The following is a 19,169-nucleotide window of genomic DNA, read 5'->3' on the forward strand; positions in this document are numbered from 1 at the left end:
GATAAGATACTTCATTCTTACGAAGAAATAAGAATAGAAGAGGAGGAGAAAAATAATTTACTTTTTACTTATCAAGGTGAAGATTTATCTCAAAAAATACTAAATTATTTCAGAAATTTAAAAGATAAAGAGCTTAAAAAAAGAGCTTTAGAAAGAGAGGTTATCGAGAAAAAAGAGCAGATGGAAAAAATAAAGGAAGAGCAAATTATAGCTAAAGCTGAACTAATGAATGATTTTGAGTATGTAAGATTTGATATTCAGAACCTAATAAAGGAGCTTGAAGAAGAGGAGAAATTAATATCTGAACTTATAGTAGAAAAGAAGGAGTTAGAAGCATTGAAAGAGATAAATGATGCTATTTTAATAGAGAGAAAAAATCTGAGAATGGAAGAGCTTGTGGATTATGAGTCACTTTTAAATAATTTCTTGAAGTATTGTTCGTCTCTTGTTCCTCTTCAAAATGAAGTAGAATGCAATATATATAAGAAACAACTTAATTTTGTGAAGCAAATAGCGAAGAAAGTTAAGTTGATATATTTTGCAGAGGAAAGAGTAAAAAATTTAAAGGAAGTACTATTCGAATATCAGAAGTTGGCAAGAGATTATTCTGAAATTTCTCTTAATAATCCATTAAAGAAAGATGTTGAAGATTTTTCGCAGGAAGTAGTATTAGCATGGAACACAGCTGAAAAGGAAAATAGTGAGCATTTAAATAGCGTAAATCTGGATATTGAAAATTTGGAAGCTCATATTGAATCATTAGATATTAATATATCGAAATTATCAGATGCGTTAAAGGATCTTGGTGTTATAGAGTACGATGCTGCTCTTAACATAGATTCCGAGAAGACTAAATTTGAAGTTTTGAAAAATAAGTTACAAAAAGAGCTATTATTAGCTTCCGAGAAGACTCAATTTGAAATTTTGAAAAATAAGTTACAAAAAGAGCTATTATTATCTTATTTGAAAGAGTTTTACGAAGCTAAAAGATATTATGAACGTACTAAAGAGTTGCATGATATGCTTAAGCATTCCATGAAAATGAAAGAGCTTTGTGAGAAAGATACGATGTTGCGAAAACAGCTTAAATTATCAAAAGGAACATCTGAAGAAGAAAAGCTATTAAAAGAATTGCAAAATTTGAATGAAGAACGAAAAAAATGGTTTGATAATGAACCTTCGGTACAAGAAGCTGTTTTGTTAACTAGAAAAAAAATAGTGGAGAGTTATTCTATTTGGGCTTTAAAAAAGGTGAATCTTGATAAAATAGATGTAAAATTAAGCAATCTTCAAGCCATAGAACGATATTTATCCAGTTTAGATGTTTCAATAAATACTGAACAAAATATTACTATAGAAGCTATCCAGTCTATTGAAAGTAATGTAATTAGAAAGGCAAGAGATTTAAACTTAGCTACTGGAAGTGAAGTGAATAGCTTAATTAAACCTAATTTTACAGAAAGTGAGTTATGTGGATTATATAAAATTTGGCACTCTAAAGATAAACTTCATAAGCATCGTACATTACAAAAGATTCAAGAAAGTATTTTGCAAAAAGAAGCTGAAGGGAGAAAGTTAAAAGTAGAAATTGTTGGTATTGAAGCTCTTATTACATCAAATGAAATTTTAATAAAAGAACAAGCAGAATCACTAAATGATGAGCATTTAAAAGTATTAGAGAAGCTAATTACAGCAGTAGAATTAACTAAAGTAAAATTGAAAGATTGCTATTCGTCCAATGCGGTATTAGAAGCGGAAATTTCTGGAATAGTGAAAAAGATAGAAAATGCATTACTTATACAAGCAATTCTTCGACAAGATGCTATATCAAAAAGTGGTGATCTAAATATAGAAGTACGTGAACTACGATCACATATAGAGATAAGTGAACTACAATCACAATTGGAAATTGTAGAAGAAAAGAAGAGAAAAATAAAACAAAAAGAAGAGCAGCTTCTTAAAGAGATAGATTTATACGAGAAAGCATATATAAAAGTCGATGATGTAGATTTACCAGGGCAATTATTTAAAAATTGGAAAATTCCAGAAGGAGAGATAGAGAAGAGTATAAACAAAGAACCTGATTTAGAAATTGATAATTATCAATTAGAGATAGAGAAAACAGTTACTATATATAATTCAATTCTAGCGAGGATTCATATAGGAGAAGTGTTGCTTGGTAATCTCCTACAAAAGATGCCTTCTCTTCCAGATGTGGATGATATAACGTATGACATTGAAAACGAAAATTTTCAGTTAGAGGAGTATCAGGATAGGCTAAATTCAATTGGCATAAATGATGATGTATTAGAGATGTTCGGAGAAATAGGGCACAAAATTAGTAAGATTGATGTAATAGAACATGTTCCGGAAGTGGAGCAACAATTTATAAAAAGGAGTGTGCTATCTCAGAAGTTACAAAAAATTCACAGTGAAGAAGCTAAAAATACTTTAAAAGAAGTGTATGGAGCAATAAAAAAGATACCAGATATTGCATTTCCTATAGTGCAGTTGACGAGAAGTTTAATGAATACATTATATAGTATTTCTCATGCAAAAGAGTCGCTTGAATTATCTAAAAGAAAACAAAGTTACTTAGATAATGATAAGCAGTTTTATTTAGCTCGACTTACTGATAAGAACAGCGCTGCAAAACTAAAAAATGCAGTAGAAGAAAAATTAAAAAGTATAAAGATTCTGAAAAAAGGAACACGTGATAAAGAAGCTTTAGAAAAATTAACTCTTGAATTTTATATCTATTCCGAAGTAAATGCGGAATTGGATATAAACTATTCTCAAGAAGACTTCAAAGAAAAGCTTCTTAATGAAATTAATAAAGCTGAGAGTAATATTACGGAATTTGAGCAGCAAAAAGAAAAACTTCTTTTGCAGTTAAAAAGTATAAAGAATGATATAGAAGGACTGCGACAAAAATTGCTGCCGTTTGAAATAGAAATGCAAGAAATAGAAAAATTCTTAAAAATGTTACGGAAAGTGGAAGAACTTTATAATGTAGTGATACAAGAAAATAAAAAGAGCTATCTTTATAATATTACCATCTCAAAAGTAGTAGAGAATATTATCCTTGAAGCAGTTACTCCACAAGAGGAAGAGAATAATAAATCTGAATTACTTAAGATTAAAAAGGAGAAAGAGGATATTACTAATTGCAGAAAGAAGGAGATGGAAGCATTGAATACGCTAAGGTATGAATTAGTAGGAAAAGAGGTAGCTGGTTTAGAAGATGAATTAGAGGCAAAGCAACAGTTATTAAAAGAAGAAAAAACTTGGTTTCTCCAAGAAGAAAACAATTTTAACAATCTAAGGCAGAAGAAAAATGATGCACAATTAATATTAGGTAAAATAAAAAATGAAAATAAAGAGGTAAAAAATATTTCGGATATCGTACGTCAATCTATCGAGAAACAAGAACAAGAAATCCGTTTAATCGATGAAATGTTAAGTACGAAAATTGAATATTTGGAAAAAAAGAAAGCATCTATTCTTCTTGAAGAAAGGGCAATTGACGTGCTAAGGAATAAAATAGTAATGGCTAAAGAATTGATACAAAATCGAGACCCATGGGAAATAGTTAGACCTGCTCTAGAATTAAAGGAAAAGTTAATTAGACAATCTATTGATGAGACCAATGCTTTTATCATACAAACTCAACAAGTAATCATACAAGAAAGGATAGTGCTACTTTCAAGTGATATTAAAGCTGTTTCTGAGGCTGTTTCTGAAGCTCTTAAAAATAAACAGAACATTGCTAAGAATGATGATCTTCTCGAACTAAAGCCTTTTGGAGCATTGAGTGATGATTATATGTCGCATATTTTACGAAAAATGGAGGAGGTAGAACAGAATATTGAAAGTGAGAGTGAAGATGAAGGTGAAAATGAGCATCCATTACATATGAGTCAAAAATATGCTTCTGATGTTGAGAGGTTAAAACTTTTCATACATGAAGAAGCAACTACTGTAACAAGTCTAATACCTGCGCCAAAAGTTAAATATCCGATGTGTATAGAGGAAAAATATGTTGCTAATGATGAAGTAAATTTACGTATGGATTACAAAAAGTGGACTGCTAAATACGAACATGCCAGTTCTGTAAATAAAGATATACCTATCTTTGAGAAAAAAATGTCCTTGGAACAACATATATCGCAACTGATTCAAGATGTGGATTCAATATCCAAAAATATAATGGATTGTAGAGCGATATTAGTGTTATTAAGGCTAAAGAAAACTGATATCGTATTAGAAAAACAAGAGTATGAAACGTCATTGATGTTGCAATCATTGATGCAGAAGCAATTTGAGTTAAGTAATGATATTCGAAAATCTTATGATGAACTTCATTTGATAGATATGCATAGTACTAGAGTTATAAAAGGAAGAGAAGCTTATGTCGGAAAAGAGCAATTAGCACCTGTAGCATTGAAGGAAATAAGTGTAGTGAAGCAACATTTGCATGAAGTAAGGAAGAATCGTATGCATTGTAGTAATGAGATAGAAAAGTTAGATCATGCTATCAAAATAGCTCGATATGATTTCGGGTTTTTAAAAGATCAAGAAGGATACTATGAGAGATTAGCAATGTTAAAAATGATCGAATACAACAGAGCAGATATGGTGAAAGAGTTGAAAGTAAATGAGTATAAAATTGATCTATTGTGGCTGGAATTAGTAAAACTAAGAAATATTGACGGTAAGGATGATACAATTCCAAATAAGGAAAGAGATTTTGAAATACAGGAAAGAATAAGAGAAATAGAGCAGTGGGAATTTGATGCAACAAGTATAAGTGGTAGAGCTGCGATGTTAGACCAGAATGGAGAAAAGTATAAAGCTATGCAGAGTATTATCACGAATATGAAAAATAGGGAGCATATAGCTGCAAAAACTTCCTTACTTGTGCCTTATAGTGACATTTATAAAGCATTAGATAACTTCAGAAAAAGTAAGCCTGATATGATACTTCATGCAGAAACAGGTATTGTTAAATTACAGAATCAGCAAAATGTGAAAGCGATGAAGCACGAAGAGTTAGCTTCACAATATGTTGGTGTAAGAATGCATGATTTGACCGTATGGAAACTATTAAATAACCTATTAACATTACTAACACATCCTAGTAAAGGAAGCGTCCAATCATGGGAAATAGGAAAAATGCTTCAAAAATTACGAGATATAAAAATAGAGCATGAAACGGAGTTTAATTTGCCAGAGTATTATGACTCGTATATAGAAGTCATCCAAGCTATGGGGGCTTTTAAAAATGGTAGAACAATAGAGCAGATATGTTCAGAGCAGAATGCGTTTTTAGATGAAATTCGCAAATTAGAGAAAGAGAAACAGTTGAGAATGGCAAAAAGATCTGAAAAAGAGAAGCAGATAAAGAAAAGTCTCGATAGAAATGAAGTAGAAATTCTTACAGTTGAGATAAAAGAAAGTCAAAGCTTAGATGAGAAAGCTGCATTGCAGATATTAGAAAAGAAACAAAAATGCGCTCAACTTGATGAAGAAAGGATAAATTACTATACCGAGCTTTCTTCGTGGGGATGGGAATTGCGAACAGTTTCTAGGTTTATGAAAGCCATGAAATTGAATGTTATATTTGAGGAAATAATAAAAGAAAGAGATGAGATTAATATCTACTTCTCGAAAATTTTAAACATAAATAATGATCCTCAAATTGTAGCTCTCTTTAAACTGAAGGAGAAAAAGAAAGAAAGTAGCATTTATTACTATGAAGCAATTCAAAAATTGAACGATGTACTAATGAATGCGATCGTAGATGGAGAGTTTAAGTGGAAAAAAAATGTTTTACCAATATTAAAGAATTTTCAAAAAGATAGTGAAGAAAGTATTGCGGTGATAAAATTACAACAAATGAAAAGTAAAGTTGCATATAAAAAAGCTGTTGAGATCTGCAAAGAGTTAAAAAATACACTTGCTGCAAAATTTGAGGAAGATGGTGAAAAAGTACTCTTGGAAAAATTTATGGCGCTGAAATTTCCAGCTAATGATGAATATAATTATGATGAAGTAAATTGTTATTTAAAAGCAGTTGAGGCTCTTGTGAGAGTAGATTGGAAGATAGAGCCTGTACAGCCATACATATATGGGATGCGTGAAGTATTGAAAAAAATAGATTCCAATGATATCGCGTATGAAGATGCTATTTTAAAATGCAGAGAAACACGAAATGATCTCATTGAAACACTTCATCTTGCTACATTAATTAATGAGAAACTTTCTGAAAAATTGAAAATGCTATCTTTTGATAGTATAGAGAATTCTAATAATCAAAAAATAGGTAGCTATCTAACGAAGATCATTACTTTATTAAAAAGTAATGGCCATGAAATTGATCTTATACAGAAAGAAAAGGACTCTATTACTAATGTGCTGGGAGAGTTAAATAACCCTAGAATTGAGCAAACTTCTGATGAATATCAGAAAATTCTCGGTTCATATGAAAAATCAAAAAGTGATATTCTTGAAAATGTCAAAGCAGATATTTTACATAATAATATGCTTTTACAACAATTGGAAGTGGTTGATATTGAAGCTCTGGAAGCTCCTAATTATGAAGCAGCACGTAAATATTTAAGAGAAGTGATTGCTCTTATGGCAGAAAAGAAAGATGAGGAATTTAATTGGTTGGTAGGACAACAACAGATGAATGCTATATTGAAACAATTTCAAAATGAAAAAGGTGATGTAGATCATGTAGCATATAAAGAAGCAGTGAAAAAGCATGAAGAAGCGATTGTATCGTATAAAGAGTTGAAAGCTAATGTCATTAAGAATATTCAAGAAAGTAATAAAGCTAACGATTTGTTATTAGTAAAATTAGATAAGCTCTTTAATAAAGAAGTGAAAGATTTTGCAATGTTACGTACTAATTTAGTGCAAATTACATTGCTTTTAAAAGAAAGCAATCGGTTAACTGGTTTGCAAAATCAGATAACTAATATGGAAAGAGAATTAAAATATTCCACTATTCCTAAGAAGGAAGAGGAATATAAAAAGACTGTTAAGTTATATCATGATGTAAAGAGTAAAATTCTTGCGCGTCTTCAGATGGATAATCAAAATAATAAAAAAGTCTCAGAACAGCTGAAAGAATGGGATCTTAAGCAACAAGAATCCTTAACTGATAGTTTAGGTAAAATTATTATCCTTTTGGAGAATAAGGATCAGAAAATGGAATTTGTGAAAAAAAAGAAAAGCGAGGCGCTTAAATTTTTAAAAAAATTACACAGTAGTAATAAAGTAAACGTCGCATACGAGAATATATTGTCTTTTTATGAACAAGCAATGAGTGATATTCGAAAAACATTCAATGAAGTAAAAAAAAGAACTCAGAAAGAGGAAATAATGCGCTTAGAGCAGATGGATAAGAATAACTATTATAAGGCTATTTGGGGTTTAATAGATCAATACCTTTATAGTGAGATGAAAGAACAAAAACAGCAAATAGCATTAAAACAGAAGGAATTTGAGGGCGAATGGAAGAGCTTTCCTAATTCACGAATAAAAGCTATTAAGGGAATGGAGAAAATAGCTAAAGTGCGTCAGGATATAGAAGAATTTCTTGTAAATGAACCGCATTATCGTCAAATGCCATCTATTCGTAGTGCTTTTGATCGTCTTCAGAATTTAAAAGAAAAGCATAAGAGAGAGGAGATGGAAGAGATGATATATAGAAGATGGTTAGATGAACAGGGAGCATATTTATCTGAATTTTCGACATTTTTACATAATTTCCTTGATAGTAAGGTGATTTATCTTAAAGAAGGATCAACAGAATATTCATCTTATATAACAAAATTACTTTTGTTGTTGAATAATGAACGTTCAAAGAATTTAATAGAAAAGCTTCCACAATCGATAAAAAACGTAGTGCCGTATTTGGAAGCAAAGTTGAAACAAATGGAACGTATCTCAAAGCATGAAAATTTGAATAAGGCTACTAATGAGAGATACGAGTATGTTGAAGAAGAAAAGAGGAAAATGTTTATACTGTATAAAAGTGCACTTAAATTTCTAGAAGCGGAGCAACGAGAGTATAATAAAAAGCGTGAAAATCTTTCGAGTGAAGGAGTAATACGAGAAATCTTTCGTCATCGTGAGATGGAGAATGTATGGAATGAATTAGAGATTGCTATTTCGTTTGAGTTAACTCCTGAAGATATGAAAATGCAGATTGATTATTATCATACTCAAATACTGACTTATTTATCTGAAGTAAGCAAAACTTCTCATGTTGCTGGAAATGATAAAATTTATACTGTGCTCAAAATGATCGAAAAATTCAGAGAATTAAATGGTGATACATATGATAAAGAAGTCTTATTGAAGAAGAATAAGTTGCAACAGGTAATAATAAAAGAGTTACAATTCTTTTCTGATATATTGGCACGTGAAGAAAGTTTGATGCAATTAGAGCGACAAAGAGAAGATTTATGGAGATACAGCAATAATAATGATATTCAGAAATTGTGGAGAGAAAGGAGTTTTCTTAATAAGCAGCTTATAGATGCTAAAAAAGAACTGGAAGGAGAGTATAAAATATCACGTGCGAATAAAGTGAAGAATTTAGCACAATTAGCTGAAGCTCATCTATCGGATATGCTGTATTCTCAGAAAGAAAAAATAAACAGTGAAATTGCTTCACTCCAGCTTCAGTTAAAAAGCTTGTTAAGAGGATTTCATGTAAATAGTAGTGATTCTTTTAAGAATATGAAGATGGAGCAATTGTTCCAGAATAGTATTGCATTTCGCAGTGATGTATTAAAGGAAAAGCTGAAAAAAATGATCTCATCGCTTGGAGCATGTGTTGCACTAGTAGAATCTACTGCAGGAAATTTATCTAAAAATGAGAAAAGGAGTACCTTGTGTTCGGAAATGAAGAATTTAAACGATGCAGCTAAGAAAGAACTACAAAATGTAGGAAGTATGGAAAAAATTGCATTAAAAAATGCAGATGATGCAAAAGTCGAAATTATGTTATCAGGAAAAGAAATGTTGAGAATAGAACTTGCCGTAACTGAAATATATCAGCAACTTACGAATTTAGAATCTGACAATGTCGTTGTATTATCGGAGAAACTGGAAACTGTAAATCTGGAAAAAAGTGACACCTTACTGCAAATAAAAAATGCTATAGAAAAAACAGCAAATGGGAAAAATTTTGAAAAAGCAATGCAAAAAATAGGAAAATGTAATGTTAGTATAGCACATCATAATAGTGAGATTGTAAAAATTTCTTTGGAAAGAGATGAAATAGAGGAAAAGCTTGCGCAATTAGAGGAACAAAAATTGAAATTATTAATTCTCTGCAGTGAGGAGAAAAAAATATTAGATAATGAAGTACGTATTAATAATGCTACTAATGGGTATTATCAAAAATTGCGTCAATTAGAGGAGTTAGTAGATTTAATGAAAGAGATAAAGAGTGATAAAAAGAAAATAGAAGAGATAAATATTAGATATTCTTTATTAAATGAAGCAATGATTCGTACTGAAGGGGAAAATCTAGAAATGGAAAATTTGAAAAAGCAAAAAATAGAAATGGAATCTGTCCTCGCTACTAATGAGGAGTTGCTCAGTAAGTTGCAGGAAATGAGCGGTAGTACTATAAGAGAAATTAAGAAAGAGATTTTAAAACGTAACGGTTCTATTTTGTATGATGAATTTACTAAGCAAGCATCTGATAATCTAGAGAAGGTGCAGAAGAGTATTTTTTCCTTACAGAAAAAGTATCAAAACACTGCGGATGATCTTATACAAGAAGGATTAATGATTGAGCAATATTATGAGCAATTGCTACCAGAATTAATAGATCAATGTTTTAAGAAATTGGGTATTAAAAATGCTATTCCGACAAATATAGTGAATGCTTCTCAGCAAAAATATGCTCAATACGATAAAAATATAGGAGAAGTGACTTTAGCGATTTCTGTATTACGGGATAAGCATACTGTTGTAATGAGAGCAATCTCAGAAAATAAGAAAGAACTCTTGAATCTAGAGGATCAAATTGATATCGCTAATCAGGAAATAGATGAACTATACATAAAATACCAAGAAGAGAATGGTATATTAGAAGAAATGGTGCAAGAGTTGGCACCGCACTATATTCTTCTAGAAGAATATAGAAGGAGCGAAAAGGATTTGATAAAAGAACATCAGGCCCATGAATATTATATTGGTAAGTTAGAAAGAGAGAAGAAAGTTCTAAGCGAAGAAGCGGAAAAGAAAAAAATGTTGGAAGAACTTAAAAAACTTACTGCAGTAGAAGTGTTGTATGGAATGTATAAAAAAGAGTTTATTACTAGGGAAGAGTATTTACGAAAAGAAGAAAACTTTTTCACTAACACGACGCTACTACAAAAGCACCGTGAAATGCTGCAAGAAGATAATAATACATTAGATTTATATAATAAAAAGCTCGTTAAAATAAACCAAACGATAGAGAATTTATTTCAAGATAGGCAGCACATAGAAGAAAAAATTCTCACACTATCAAAGGTTTTGTCAGGAAATACTGAACAGCTTAATCAGAAAGGTATGTTACGACTATATGAACTTTTCAAGGAAGTGGAAAATGCATACGTGCTTGTGGATGAATATAGTGCGAGAAAAAGCTTTAGTAGGAGATTGAATGCGCATGATAAAGATTCAGCAAGAGCACAGCATTTATATAATGAAAATCCTGTAAAAAATGCCGAAAAAATACAAAGTTATTTACAAAGTAGTGTTATAAAGCAAAATAAGTTTCAATCCGATTCGAAATTATATGAAAGGAAAGAAGAAAAGTTACAAGCAAATATTGCTGATATGATCAGAGAAATGGAAGTAAGTTATACTACGAATAGCTCTATTCTCTTTCAGAATCGTGATCTTAAAATATTAATTGAAGCGAGGAGTAATTTGATGAAGCTACAATTACAAAAGAAAGAATTGGAAAGGCAGAATGATATTTTATCGATATCTAATAAAATTAAGACGATTCAGTTGGAAGTTGTTTTGAAAATAAATAATCTTGCTGAGGCAGAAGTTTTCGAAGACCCGAAATTGGTGAAATTGCAAGAGCAACTGGCACTCATACAAGATGATGAAGCGAAAAGCTTAAGTATACAGGAAGAGATAATTGAACTTAAGTTAGAAGCTGCGTTAAATAAAGTAGGTATTATTTCTAATAGTGATATTATAGCGTCCCTGTATTTCAGTTTACTAGAAAATTTCCTTAAGGAGAGTGGATTACGAATATATGATGAAGATAGATCTAAAGAAGAATATGCAAGATATTCAAAAATGATTGCGAATCTCGATCAAGAAATTGAGATCTTGAAGAAGAATGCCTTTATAATTGATGGGGAGAGAAGAAGTATCGAAAATAATTTGGATGTCAGAAAGCGTATCATTAGCAGCTTAAAATTAGAAACAGATTCTTCACAAAAAGAAATGTATAATATTACTATTAAAGCCTTAAATCCATTAAGAGCTTCTATTTTAAAATATAAAGCGAGTGAATTTAGCGGAGTAGAGAAAAGAATAACACCTCATATAAAAAAGCTCTATGAAGAAATAAGTAAAAAAATGGAAGAAATGGAGAATGCTTTTAAAACTCACGAGGTGATTGAAAGTGAGAAAAGCCCAAATAAAGCGAATGAGCTTACGCGACAAATTGGAGAAATTGCAAAGCATGAAGAAGAGATAATTTATTTTGAGAAAAAGGTAAAAGCGTTAGAAGTAGAGAAGCAAAGATTTCAACAAAAATCCGATAAATTGAAAGAAAAAGCTGCAGTATATGAGAATGTTGCTAGATGTCTTTCACTCTACGAGCAATACATAGAAGGGAATGAAGAAAAAAAAGAGTATTTTTTGGCAGCTATCAATAGCGATTATTTAAAAGAAAATTCTATACTTTATGGCAATAGTCAAATAAGAAAAGCGCTAGAAAAAATAACTTTATCAAGAAGTTTTGTTAAAACGACTAAAATACTTCTGCTTGCGATATCATCCGAAAACATTACTTATAATAAGCTTTGTGAGAAATTTGAAGCAATAGTTAAGTTTAAGGAGCATATAACCCAGCAAATCACATCGCTTAAAGTTAACATAGAAGATGATATATTATTTTGTCAGCAAAGGTTCGAAATATTAAAAGGAAAAAGAGATTTACAAAAAGAAGATTGGGCGGATATTCAGCGTAAATTGAAGAGTGCAGTAAAGAGTATTCGTGAATCGTTCAGAATGCATGAAAATAGTTTATTATCTCAATTGAGTGATGTTATATATCAGGAATTAGGTGAAAATGAAATTCCTAAGAACATAGAAGGATACGAGATTCTAAAACAAAAGAGTATGGTATATGATAGTAAGATTAAAAATTTAGCGAAAACAATTACTACATTTAGCAGTGAGATATCAAAGAGAGTTATGATAAATCAAGAAATTGCTATTGAAGTAGAGAGCTTAAAAGTAGCGTGCAAGGATAAGGAAGCAGAGGCTTTATTAAAGCAAGGTAAAGATGATATAGCATTGAAAGATGCATCAGCTTTTATAAATAAAGCACGAGAAGAATTTCGTGAGAAGTATGAAATTTTAATGATGGCAGCAGTGAAATATTTAGAAAGCTTTAAGGAACTTGCACAAGATTCTTTAGGTAACCCTATAGAGCTAAAGTATTCTTTAGAAGAACAAAATGAGCGCGCACAGAAGTTAAATGATTTTGAAAGTGCTCTAAGAAATTTTTCTGATAGTACTGCATATGCAGAGAAGTTATTGAGTGTTGGTAAACAAAAAATAGCATTTGATACTATTAATATGAAAATTGAGAAATTAGAAAATCAGTTACATACTATTGGGAGGGAAAGTGATATGAAATCTCTTATTAACTTAGGATTAAAGTATGAAGAAGCAGATGCCTTATATGCTGATGAAAGTCCAGAGTTAGTTGAATTTTTTTCTAAAACATCTCTTCCTGAAGAGATAAGAACAATCTTTGAATCGCTGAAAAATGCACGTATAAATTACTGGCAGAAAATAGAACAAATGCAATTACAATATGATAGGGAAGTCACTTCAATAGATAAAAACATAGAGAACTTAAAAGCTAATCTGAATAATCATATACAAGAGGAGGATGCTAGATTGTATACAGAAATGCAGCAAATGCTTTTGCGTAATAAGCGATCTGCGAAAGAGATGAATTATAATGAAGATGCAATTTTTTCTGTTAATACTTTCTCACATGAGCAAGATGAGTATTTTGATGGAGATGAGCTACAAAAGAGCTTTCAAAATAAGGAGATTTTTTCATTAAATTATGAAAAGCCTGTTGATTCGGATGTTAATGACGAATCAATCGAGTATCAAACTGTAGTGGAAGAAGGAAAAGAAGAGCCTTGGTACGATGCTGTTGTATAAAGTTGCATCAGTAAATATGTTTAAGAGAAAGATTTATCTCATGCTCGTATTATACCATATAGTAATTTTGTAAATTCCTTGTAATTAAGACTACTTCTTCCTACTAGTACACCATCTAACGAAGTAATTTGGTATAGGGGGCGTATATTATCAGAGTTTACTGCTCCGCCATATACTACCTTCTTTCCATATTCTTGAGTTATATACGTGCTTTTTATTAATTGTATAGTTGATGATATTTTATCTATCGACTCACATTCAGCAGCACCTATATATTTGGTAGGTTCATATGCTATTATATCGCCCGATAGAGCTACTTTATTTTGTATATCATGATCGTTGATACATTGTATCGGTGCGATATCATATTTCTTAGCAATTTCAATCTTCTTCATGATGATATCGTTATTTTCGTATATCTTCTTTCTTTCTTGATGTCCAAGTATTACATAAGAACATCCAAATTCTTTCAGTATTTCAGTACTTATTTCTCCGGTATAAGAGCCACTTTCATGCTCACTACAATTTTGAGCGCCTAAATAAATTATATCTAGATTTAGCGATGCTATAATGTCATGTAACGATGGTATATAGAGGTATGGAGGGCATATTACAATCTTAATATGTACCGAACTTTGACTAAGAGCTATATCTTTTATTTCTTTCCATTCTTCTACAAATGAACTAATCTGATGTACGAACGATAATGAGCCATTCATTTTCCAGTTAGCAATTACAAAAAAGTTTCTGATCATTATTCAGCTCGGATAAAAAGACTTTCTATAGTACTCCATTCTTGTTTTGATAATCCAGAATCCTCATATTTTAGATCTTCTCCATTTATTTTGCGCTTTAATATTACCATAACTTTCTCAGAGAGATATACGCCATTCAACAGGTAGTCATTGAATGCTTCAAATGATGTTGGCACCCATATTTGTAAGATATGATGCAATCTTTCAGCATACTGCCTTATTTCATACTGAGCATGCTTATCGATGCGTAGTTTAATGAAATGCATTAAATTATTAAGATTCACCTTCCAGTAGAATTGTGTATAGCAATTTAACGGCAATACGATTCTTGCTATTTCTCTTGCTACTCCTTTTTCTAATAGCTCTTCGTAAAGTTTATATGCTCTCTCACTATTTTCTTTAGCAGAATCTTTCATTTGTACTCCTAAAGTGCTCGTATCCGTAATATCACGTCCTTGTTTATTGTGTGATGACTGTAAGCACGGAACTGAATCCTCTGGTGTATACATATCAGAATCAAGGATTGAATATCTAGCAGAATACTCGTTAAAGCTTCCAGTTCGATGTCTCATCCATTGTCTTGCTATAAATATTGGAAGTTTTACGTGAAATTTTATTTCACACATCTCAAATGGCGTAGTATGCCGATTCCTCATCAGATATCTGATGAGAGCACGATCTTCAAGCATCTTTTTTGTACCCTTTCCGTAAGATACTCTAGCTGCTTGTACCACTGAGCTGTCATCACCCATGTAATCTATTACTCTTATAAAGCCCTTATCTAGTACGTCAAATGATTTACCAAGAACTTTATCGAGTTCAGTGGATACACAACGTTCCATGTATCACTTTGCTTAGGATTTTTTTAGTACATTACGTCCTCTATACACACCATCGTCAGACATCATATGCGAGAGATGGTGTTTTCCTGTCTTTGGGTCTACTATTATGTTCAGTGCTTTAAGAGCATTATGAGCTCTTCTAGTGCCTCTTTTAGAAGGAGAGGTTTTTCTTTTAGGTACTGCCATAGTGCTAAATACTACATCATGTGAGTGATATACTACATTGAGGAGTATATATTTGCAATATCAAACCCCTCCTTAAGTTATGATAGATTGAAGTCAATGATTAAAAGTTTTCGTAAGCTTTGAAGACCATTTTGGATAAAAAGTTCCTAACAGTCCAAAGATCACACCACCTAGTAGTGTATATAATGCTCCTTCCATATCTTTGTTACATAGCATATTTATAAGTGGTATAGCATGATGAAAGAAACTACCAAATGCCATTCCTATCATATTGCAAAGTGCTCCGGTAAGAGCACTCACTTTAAAATCAACCAATGCGATAGTAGCGGCTACTAGCGGTATTTGATATGCTGTTGCAATTCCCATGAAAAATAGTGCTACGTAACAGGTTTTTATTCCTAATACGCTGTACGTCAGTACATTAGGAGAAGCCACAATAAAGAATATGAGAAGAGCAAACAAGATGATTCCACAGTACCTAATTAATGAGATGCATCCTACATATCTGTTACTTAAATACCCTATCACGGGAGCTCCAAGGACATGCCCAGATAGAATAACTGTAGCTACATAAGAAGCTTCTAACGAAGAAATTCCTATCTTCATTTTTAAGAATGTACTACCCCAAGCATCCATAAATCCTTCCATTACACCTATCATTGCCCCATTTATTAAAAATAAGGTGATTATTTGCTTGTTCTTGAATACAGAAAGAATTGTCGAGAGAGTTACTTTAGTATCATTTTTTTTATGTTGCTTGTATGAGATTAGGGAGAAATTTTTGGAATTTGGTATCAATAAAAAGATTATTAATGCTAATCCAAAGCCAATAATTGAGAGGTGTATGAATAACGCATCAAATCCTTGCATTAAAAACATTTTGTTCATTAATACATTACCAACCGCGGCTAGTGCTAATCCTATTGCTACTGCAATTCCAAGACTGAAGTTGAAGGTTTTTGGTTGGAACATTGTAGACAATGCTTTGAAACATCCAAGAATGGCAGCGGATGATACCATTCCTGCTATTATTCTAGCAAAAACTACCGTATACCAAGTATCACATACCACGCAAAGTATTAAACTTGATGACAATAAAAATACTGATAAAAAGATCACATTTTTTAGTCCAAACCTATCTAATGCCAACCCGATCGGAATGTGCGATATAGAGTATGCTATGTAATAAATACTTGCAAAAAACCCAAATTCATGAGGACTGATATGATATCTTGTAGGAAGATAATTTATCAAAACTGCAGGTAGTATTCTCACAACATACTGATATCCGTAAAAACAACTCAAAAATACTGTAATAAGCATTCTAAGATATTTACTATTATGCGATAATGCACTGTGATATTTTAGTGGTATGTAGCGACCAACAACAGCACCTAGGGCTCTTATTGAATACCTTATAATGTGTCTGTAGCCCAGAAAAACCGTTAAAAATACACCTATTAGTATCTTAACAATATTATTTTTACTCTTACTCATATGTATTACACTAAAAATTTACTGATGCTCCTCCAAACAAAAGTCCTCTCCATCTTATCGCCGCTCTATCACTAAACGAGCGATGTGGTACAAGGCTTGGTTGCCTTAGTATGCCTGTTTGTAGGAACAATGATAAGTTCGAATTTAATCTGTAATCTATTCCAGCGCCTAGTTTCCATAGTAAACCACTCTTTTCTATGGTATCTAAATTAAAATCCTTCCATTCTAGATTCATACCAGCAAAAGAACGCATAAGATATTCTTCCATATCTTTAGAAAATAAATCTTTCTTCGAGCTACTATCATACCAACCATATCCAATTCCAACGTTTAAATATGGCACCATTCGTATAGGTGAAGGTATAAAAAGTTTTGTCGCAATCATAACTCCATAGCATTTTAAAATTGGTTGAAGGCTTTTTTCACCCATTTTTTGTATTGGTATATTTGAAAAAATCACATCGATACTCATACGTGAGATATCTGAAAAATTTCTACCGTAGCTACATTCAAAATAATATGGCAATACTTCCCCTAATTCTTCATTAATTGAAACACTTCCTCTCTCATCAGAATAACGGAATCTTATCTGCTCGGTGATTCCCGTACTGGTACCGAAGCCGAAAGACACGTTTTTTTCATTCACACAGTATGCTTTATTGAGAAAAATGGATACACAAAGAAGCATTGCTAGCATGAAGTTTATCTTACTCATATGGGTACAACTTGTTAGAAATTTGCCTTTGCTTAGCCGATATAGTCCACGATTTACAGCATAAAAACAATATAAATAAGAGAAAAATCTCATTTAAATAGTTATGTAGATGAAATTTTATTTTTCTTTAATTGTAGAAAATCTCTCTCAGCATGAAAAGAAGATCTTGTTAATGGGCTGGAAGAAACCATCAAGAAGCCTTTACTAAGAGCTATTGTTTTGTATTCGTCAAAAATAGAAGGATGGATGTATTCTGAAACTTTTACGTGTTTTGTGCTAGGTTGTAAGTATTGTCCTATAGTTATGAAATCTACTTTTGCGGCAATAAGATCATCCATAAGTTGAATGACCTCAGCTTTTGTTTCTCCCAAACCTAACATAATACCGGATTTAGTGAAAATTTCCGGTACAAGTCGCTTCATTTCAAAAAGTAATTGCAAAGAATGAAAGTATCTAGCGCCTGGTCTAATTGAAATATATTTACTAGGAACTGTTTCTAAATTATGGTTAAATACGTCTGGTTTCGCAGAAGCTATGATATTTAGAGCATTATCTTTATTTCTAAAATCAGGAGTTAGTACTTCTATTGTTGTGTATGGAGAGTACTGTCTGATAAGTTCTATGCACTGCGAAAAATGAGAAGCTCCACCATCTTCTAGATCATCTCTATCAACGGAAGTAATAACGACATGCTTTAAATCCATTTCTTGAACTGCTCTAGCTATTTTGAATGGTTCTGTAGGTTCTAGCTTCTGTGGCTTACCAGTTTTGATATTACAAAATGCACATGCACGTGTACATATGTCGCCCATTATAATGAAAGTTGCATGTTTTTTACTCCAACATTCACCTATATTAGGGCATGAAGCCTCCTCACATACGGTACGAAGAGAGTGACGTTTCACGATATCCTGTGTAGCAGCAAAATGTGCACTAGGAGCTTTTACTCTAATCCAATCGGGTTTTTTAGCACTTTCAAACGTAAAAAGCGACATTATACTGGAAATTACGTATTTTCTTCAGTCACTCTATAGAGATTTACGTAGAAATTCAATGGATTTGCGATAGCTTGTTCTGCTGAAAGAGGTCTATTTTTCTTAAATTCAAATGCAACTAACACCAACTTTCCTACAGATCCTTTTCCTGGATAGTTAACATTTATTCTTACTTGAGCTGTATTATCATTTAGAAATACTATTGATTTCCAGTCTACTGTAATCATTCCCTTTTCTCCGTATATTGCTGACGGACTTTGAGGATTAGATGGTGCACTTTTTGCAATGTAACTATCGTAAGATGCTGGAGATGACATTGATGGTACTACGATTCTGTACTGGTACTTGAATGTTTGAGGTATGTACTCTTCTCTCGCTCTAATATACTGCATTACTAATGCTCTTTTCATTGCGACGTTTGTAGAATACTCTTCAGTTGGGACTGATTTTACAACCGTCGGGATACCGGTAATGCTATCTATTTCTACTACGAACGGTTCTATAGATTCTGTATTTTTGATATGCTTTATTAAGATTGCAGATGCTATCAAGCCAAATAAGCACAACACTACTAATACTGCCAAAACGTTGCGCTGTACAACAGCTATCTCATATGATTCTTTGTACCATGTAGGGGCATTTTGTTCTTTGTTTTGCATTGACATTTCTTTAAGATCTATCTTACTGCTGCAAGTAGCATTACAATTCTATAAATACACTTTGAGAA

At 31.9% G+C, this 19,169-nt stretch carries 8 protein-coding genes; 1 reads left to right on the forward strand and 7 read right to left on the reverse strand.

Annotated features, from left to right (window positions below):
- The first annotated feature begins 180 nt into the window (after positions 1 to 180).
- Positions 181 to 13,452, forward strand: coding sequence for a hypothetical protein (locus Fokcrypt_RS03455; protein WP_323722138.1), 13,272 nt, complete (start codon positions 181 to 183; stop codon positions 13,450 to 13,452).
- 38 nt (positions 13,453 to 13,490) lie between these two features.
- Here Fokcrypt_RS03455 and Fokcrypt_RS03460 read toward each other — a convergent pair whose 3' ends face one another.
- The 7 genes from Fokcrypt_RS03460 to Fokcrypt_RS03490 form a co-directional block, all read right to left on the reverse strand.
- Positions 13,491 to 14,207, reverse strand: coding sequence for a triose-phosphate isomerase (locus Fokcrypt_RS03460; protein WP_323722139.1), 717 nt, complete (start codon positions 14,205 to 14,207; stop codon positions 13,491 to 13,493).
- Positions 14,207 to 15,049 (reverse strand): FAD-dependent thymidylate synthase, encoded by an 843-nt coding sequence (gene thyX / locus Fokcrypt_RS03465; protein WP_323722140.1) that lies wholly within the window; start codon positions 15,047 to 15,049, stop codon positions 14,207 to 14,209. The genes Fokcrypt_RS03460 and thyX overlap by 1 nt, the downstream gene beginning before the upstream one ends.
- A gap of 12 nt (positions 15,050 to 15,061) precedes the next feature.
- Positions 15,062 to 15,235, reverse strand: coding sequence for a 50S ribosomal protein L32 (gene rpmF / locus Fokcrypt_RS03470; RefSeq protein WP_323722141.1), 174 nt, complete (start codon positions 15,233 to 15,235; stop codon positions 15,062 to 15,064).
- A 93-nt stretch (positions 15,236 to 15,328) separates the two neighbouring features.
- A complete protein-coding gene (locus Fokcrypt_RS03475; RefSeq protein ID WP_323722142.1) occupies positions 15,329 to 16,732 on the reverse strand; it encodes an MFS transporter in 1,404 nt (467 codons plus the stop codon).
- Between the two features lie 10 nt (positions 16,733 to 16,742).
- A complete protein-coding gene (locus Fokcrypt_RS03480; protein ID WP_323722143.1) occupies positions 16,743 to 17,447 on the reverse strand; it encodes a hypothetical protein in 705 nt (234 codons plus the stop codon).
- Positions 17,448 to 17,548: 101 nt separating this feature from the next.
- On the reverse strand, positions 17,549 to 18,442 hold the full coding sequence (gene lipA, locus Fokcrypt_RS03485) for a lipoyl synthase (protein ID WP_323722144.1): 894 nt from the start codon (positions 18,440 to 18,442) through the stop codon (positions 17,549 to 17,551).
- Positions 18,443 to 18,453: 11 nt separating this feature from the next.
- The gene (locus Fokcrypt_RS03490; protein WP_323722145.1) at positions 18,454 to 19,101 is read right to left on the reverse strand and encodes a VirB8 family type IV secretion system protein; all 648 of its coding nucleotides are present in this window, start codon (positions 19,099 to 19,101) and stop codon (positions 18,454 to 18,456) included.
- Between the last annotated feature and the right edge of the window lie 68 nt (positions 19,102 to 19,169).

This window comes from Candidatus Fokinia cryptica, assembly GCF_034359305.1.
GTDB classification, from domain to species: Bacteria; Pseudomonadota; Alphaproteobacteria; order Rickettsiales; family Midichloriaceae; genus Fokinia; species Fokinia crypta.

Bases quoted from the DNA above. Each gene is read 5' to 3' on its own strand.
- Fokcrypt_RS03455 (WP_323722138.1), top strand. From the start codon at position 181: ATGGAAAAAATAAAGGAAGAGCAAATTATAGCTAAAGCTGAACTAATG.
- Fokcrypt_RS03460 (WP_323722139.1), bottom strand. From the start codon at position 14,207: ATGATCAGAAACTTTTTTGTAATTGCTAACTGGAAAATGAATGGCTCA.
- thyX (WP_323722140.1), bottom strand. From the start codon at position 15,049: ATGGAACGTTGTGTATCCACTGAACTCGATAAAGTTCTTGGTAAATCA.
- rpmF (WP_323722141.1), bottom strand. From the start codon at position 15,235: ATGGCAGTACCTAAAAGAAAAACCTCTCCTTCTAAAAGAGGCACTAGA.
- Fokcrypt_RS03475 (WP_323722142.1), bottom strand. From the start codon at position 16,732: ATGAGTAAGAGTAAAAATAATATTGTTAAGATACTAATAGGTGTATTT.
- Fokcrypt_RS03480 (WP_323722143.1), bottom strand. From the start codon at position 17,447: ATGAGTAAGATAAACTTCATGCTAGCAATGCTTCTTTGTGTATCCATT.
- lipA (WP_323722144.1), bottom strand. From the start codon at position 18,442: ATGTCGCTTTTTACGTTTGAAAGTGCTAAAAAACCCGATTGGATTAGA.
- Fokcrypt_RS03490 (WP_323722145.1), bottom strand. From the start codon at position 19,101: ATGCAAAACAAAGAACAAAATGCCCCTACATGGTACAAAGAATCATAT.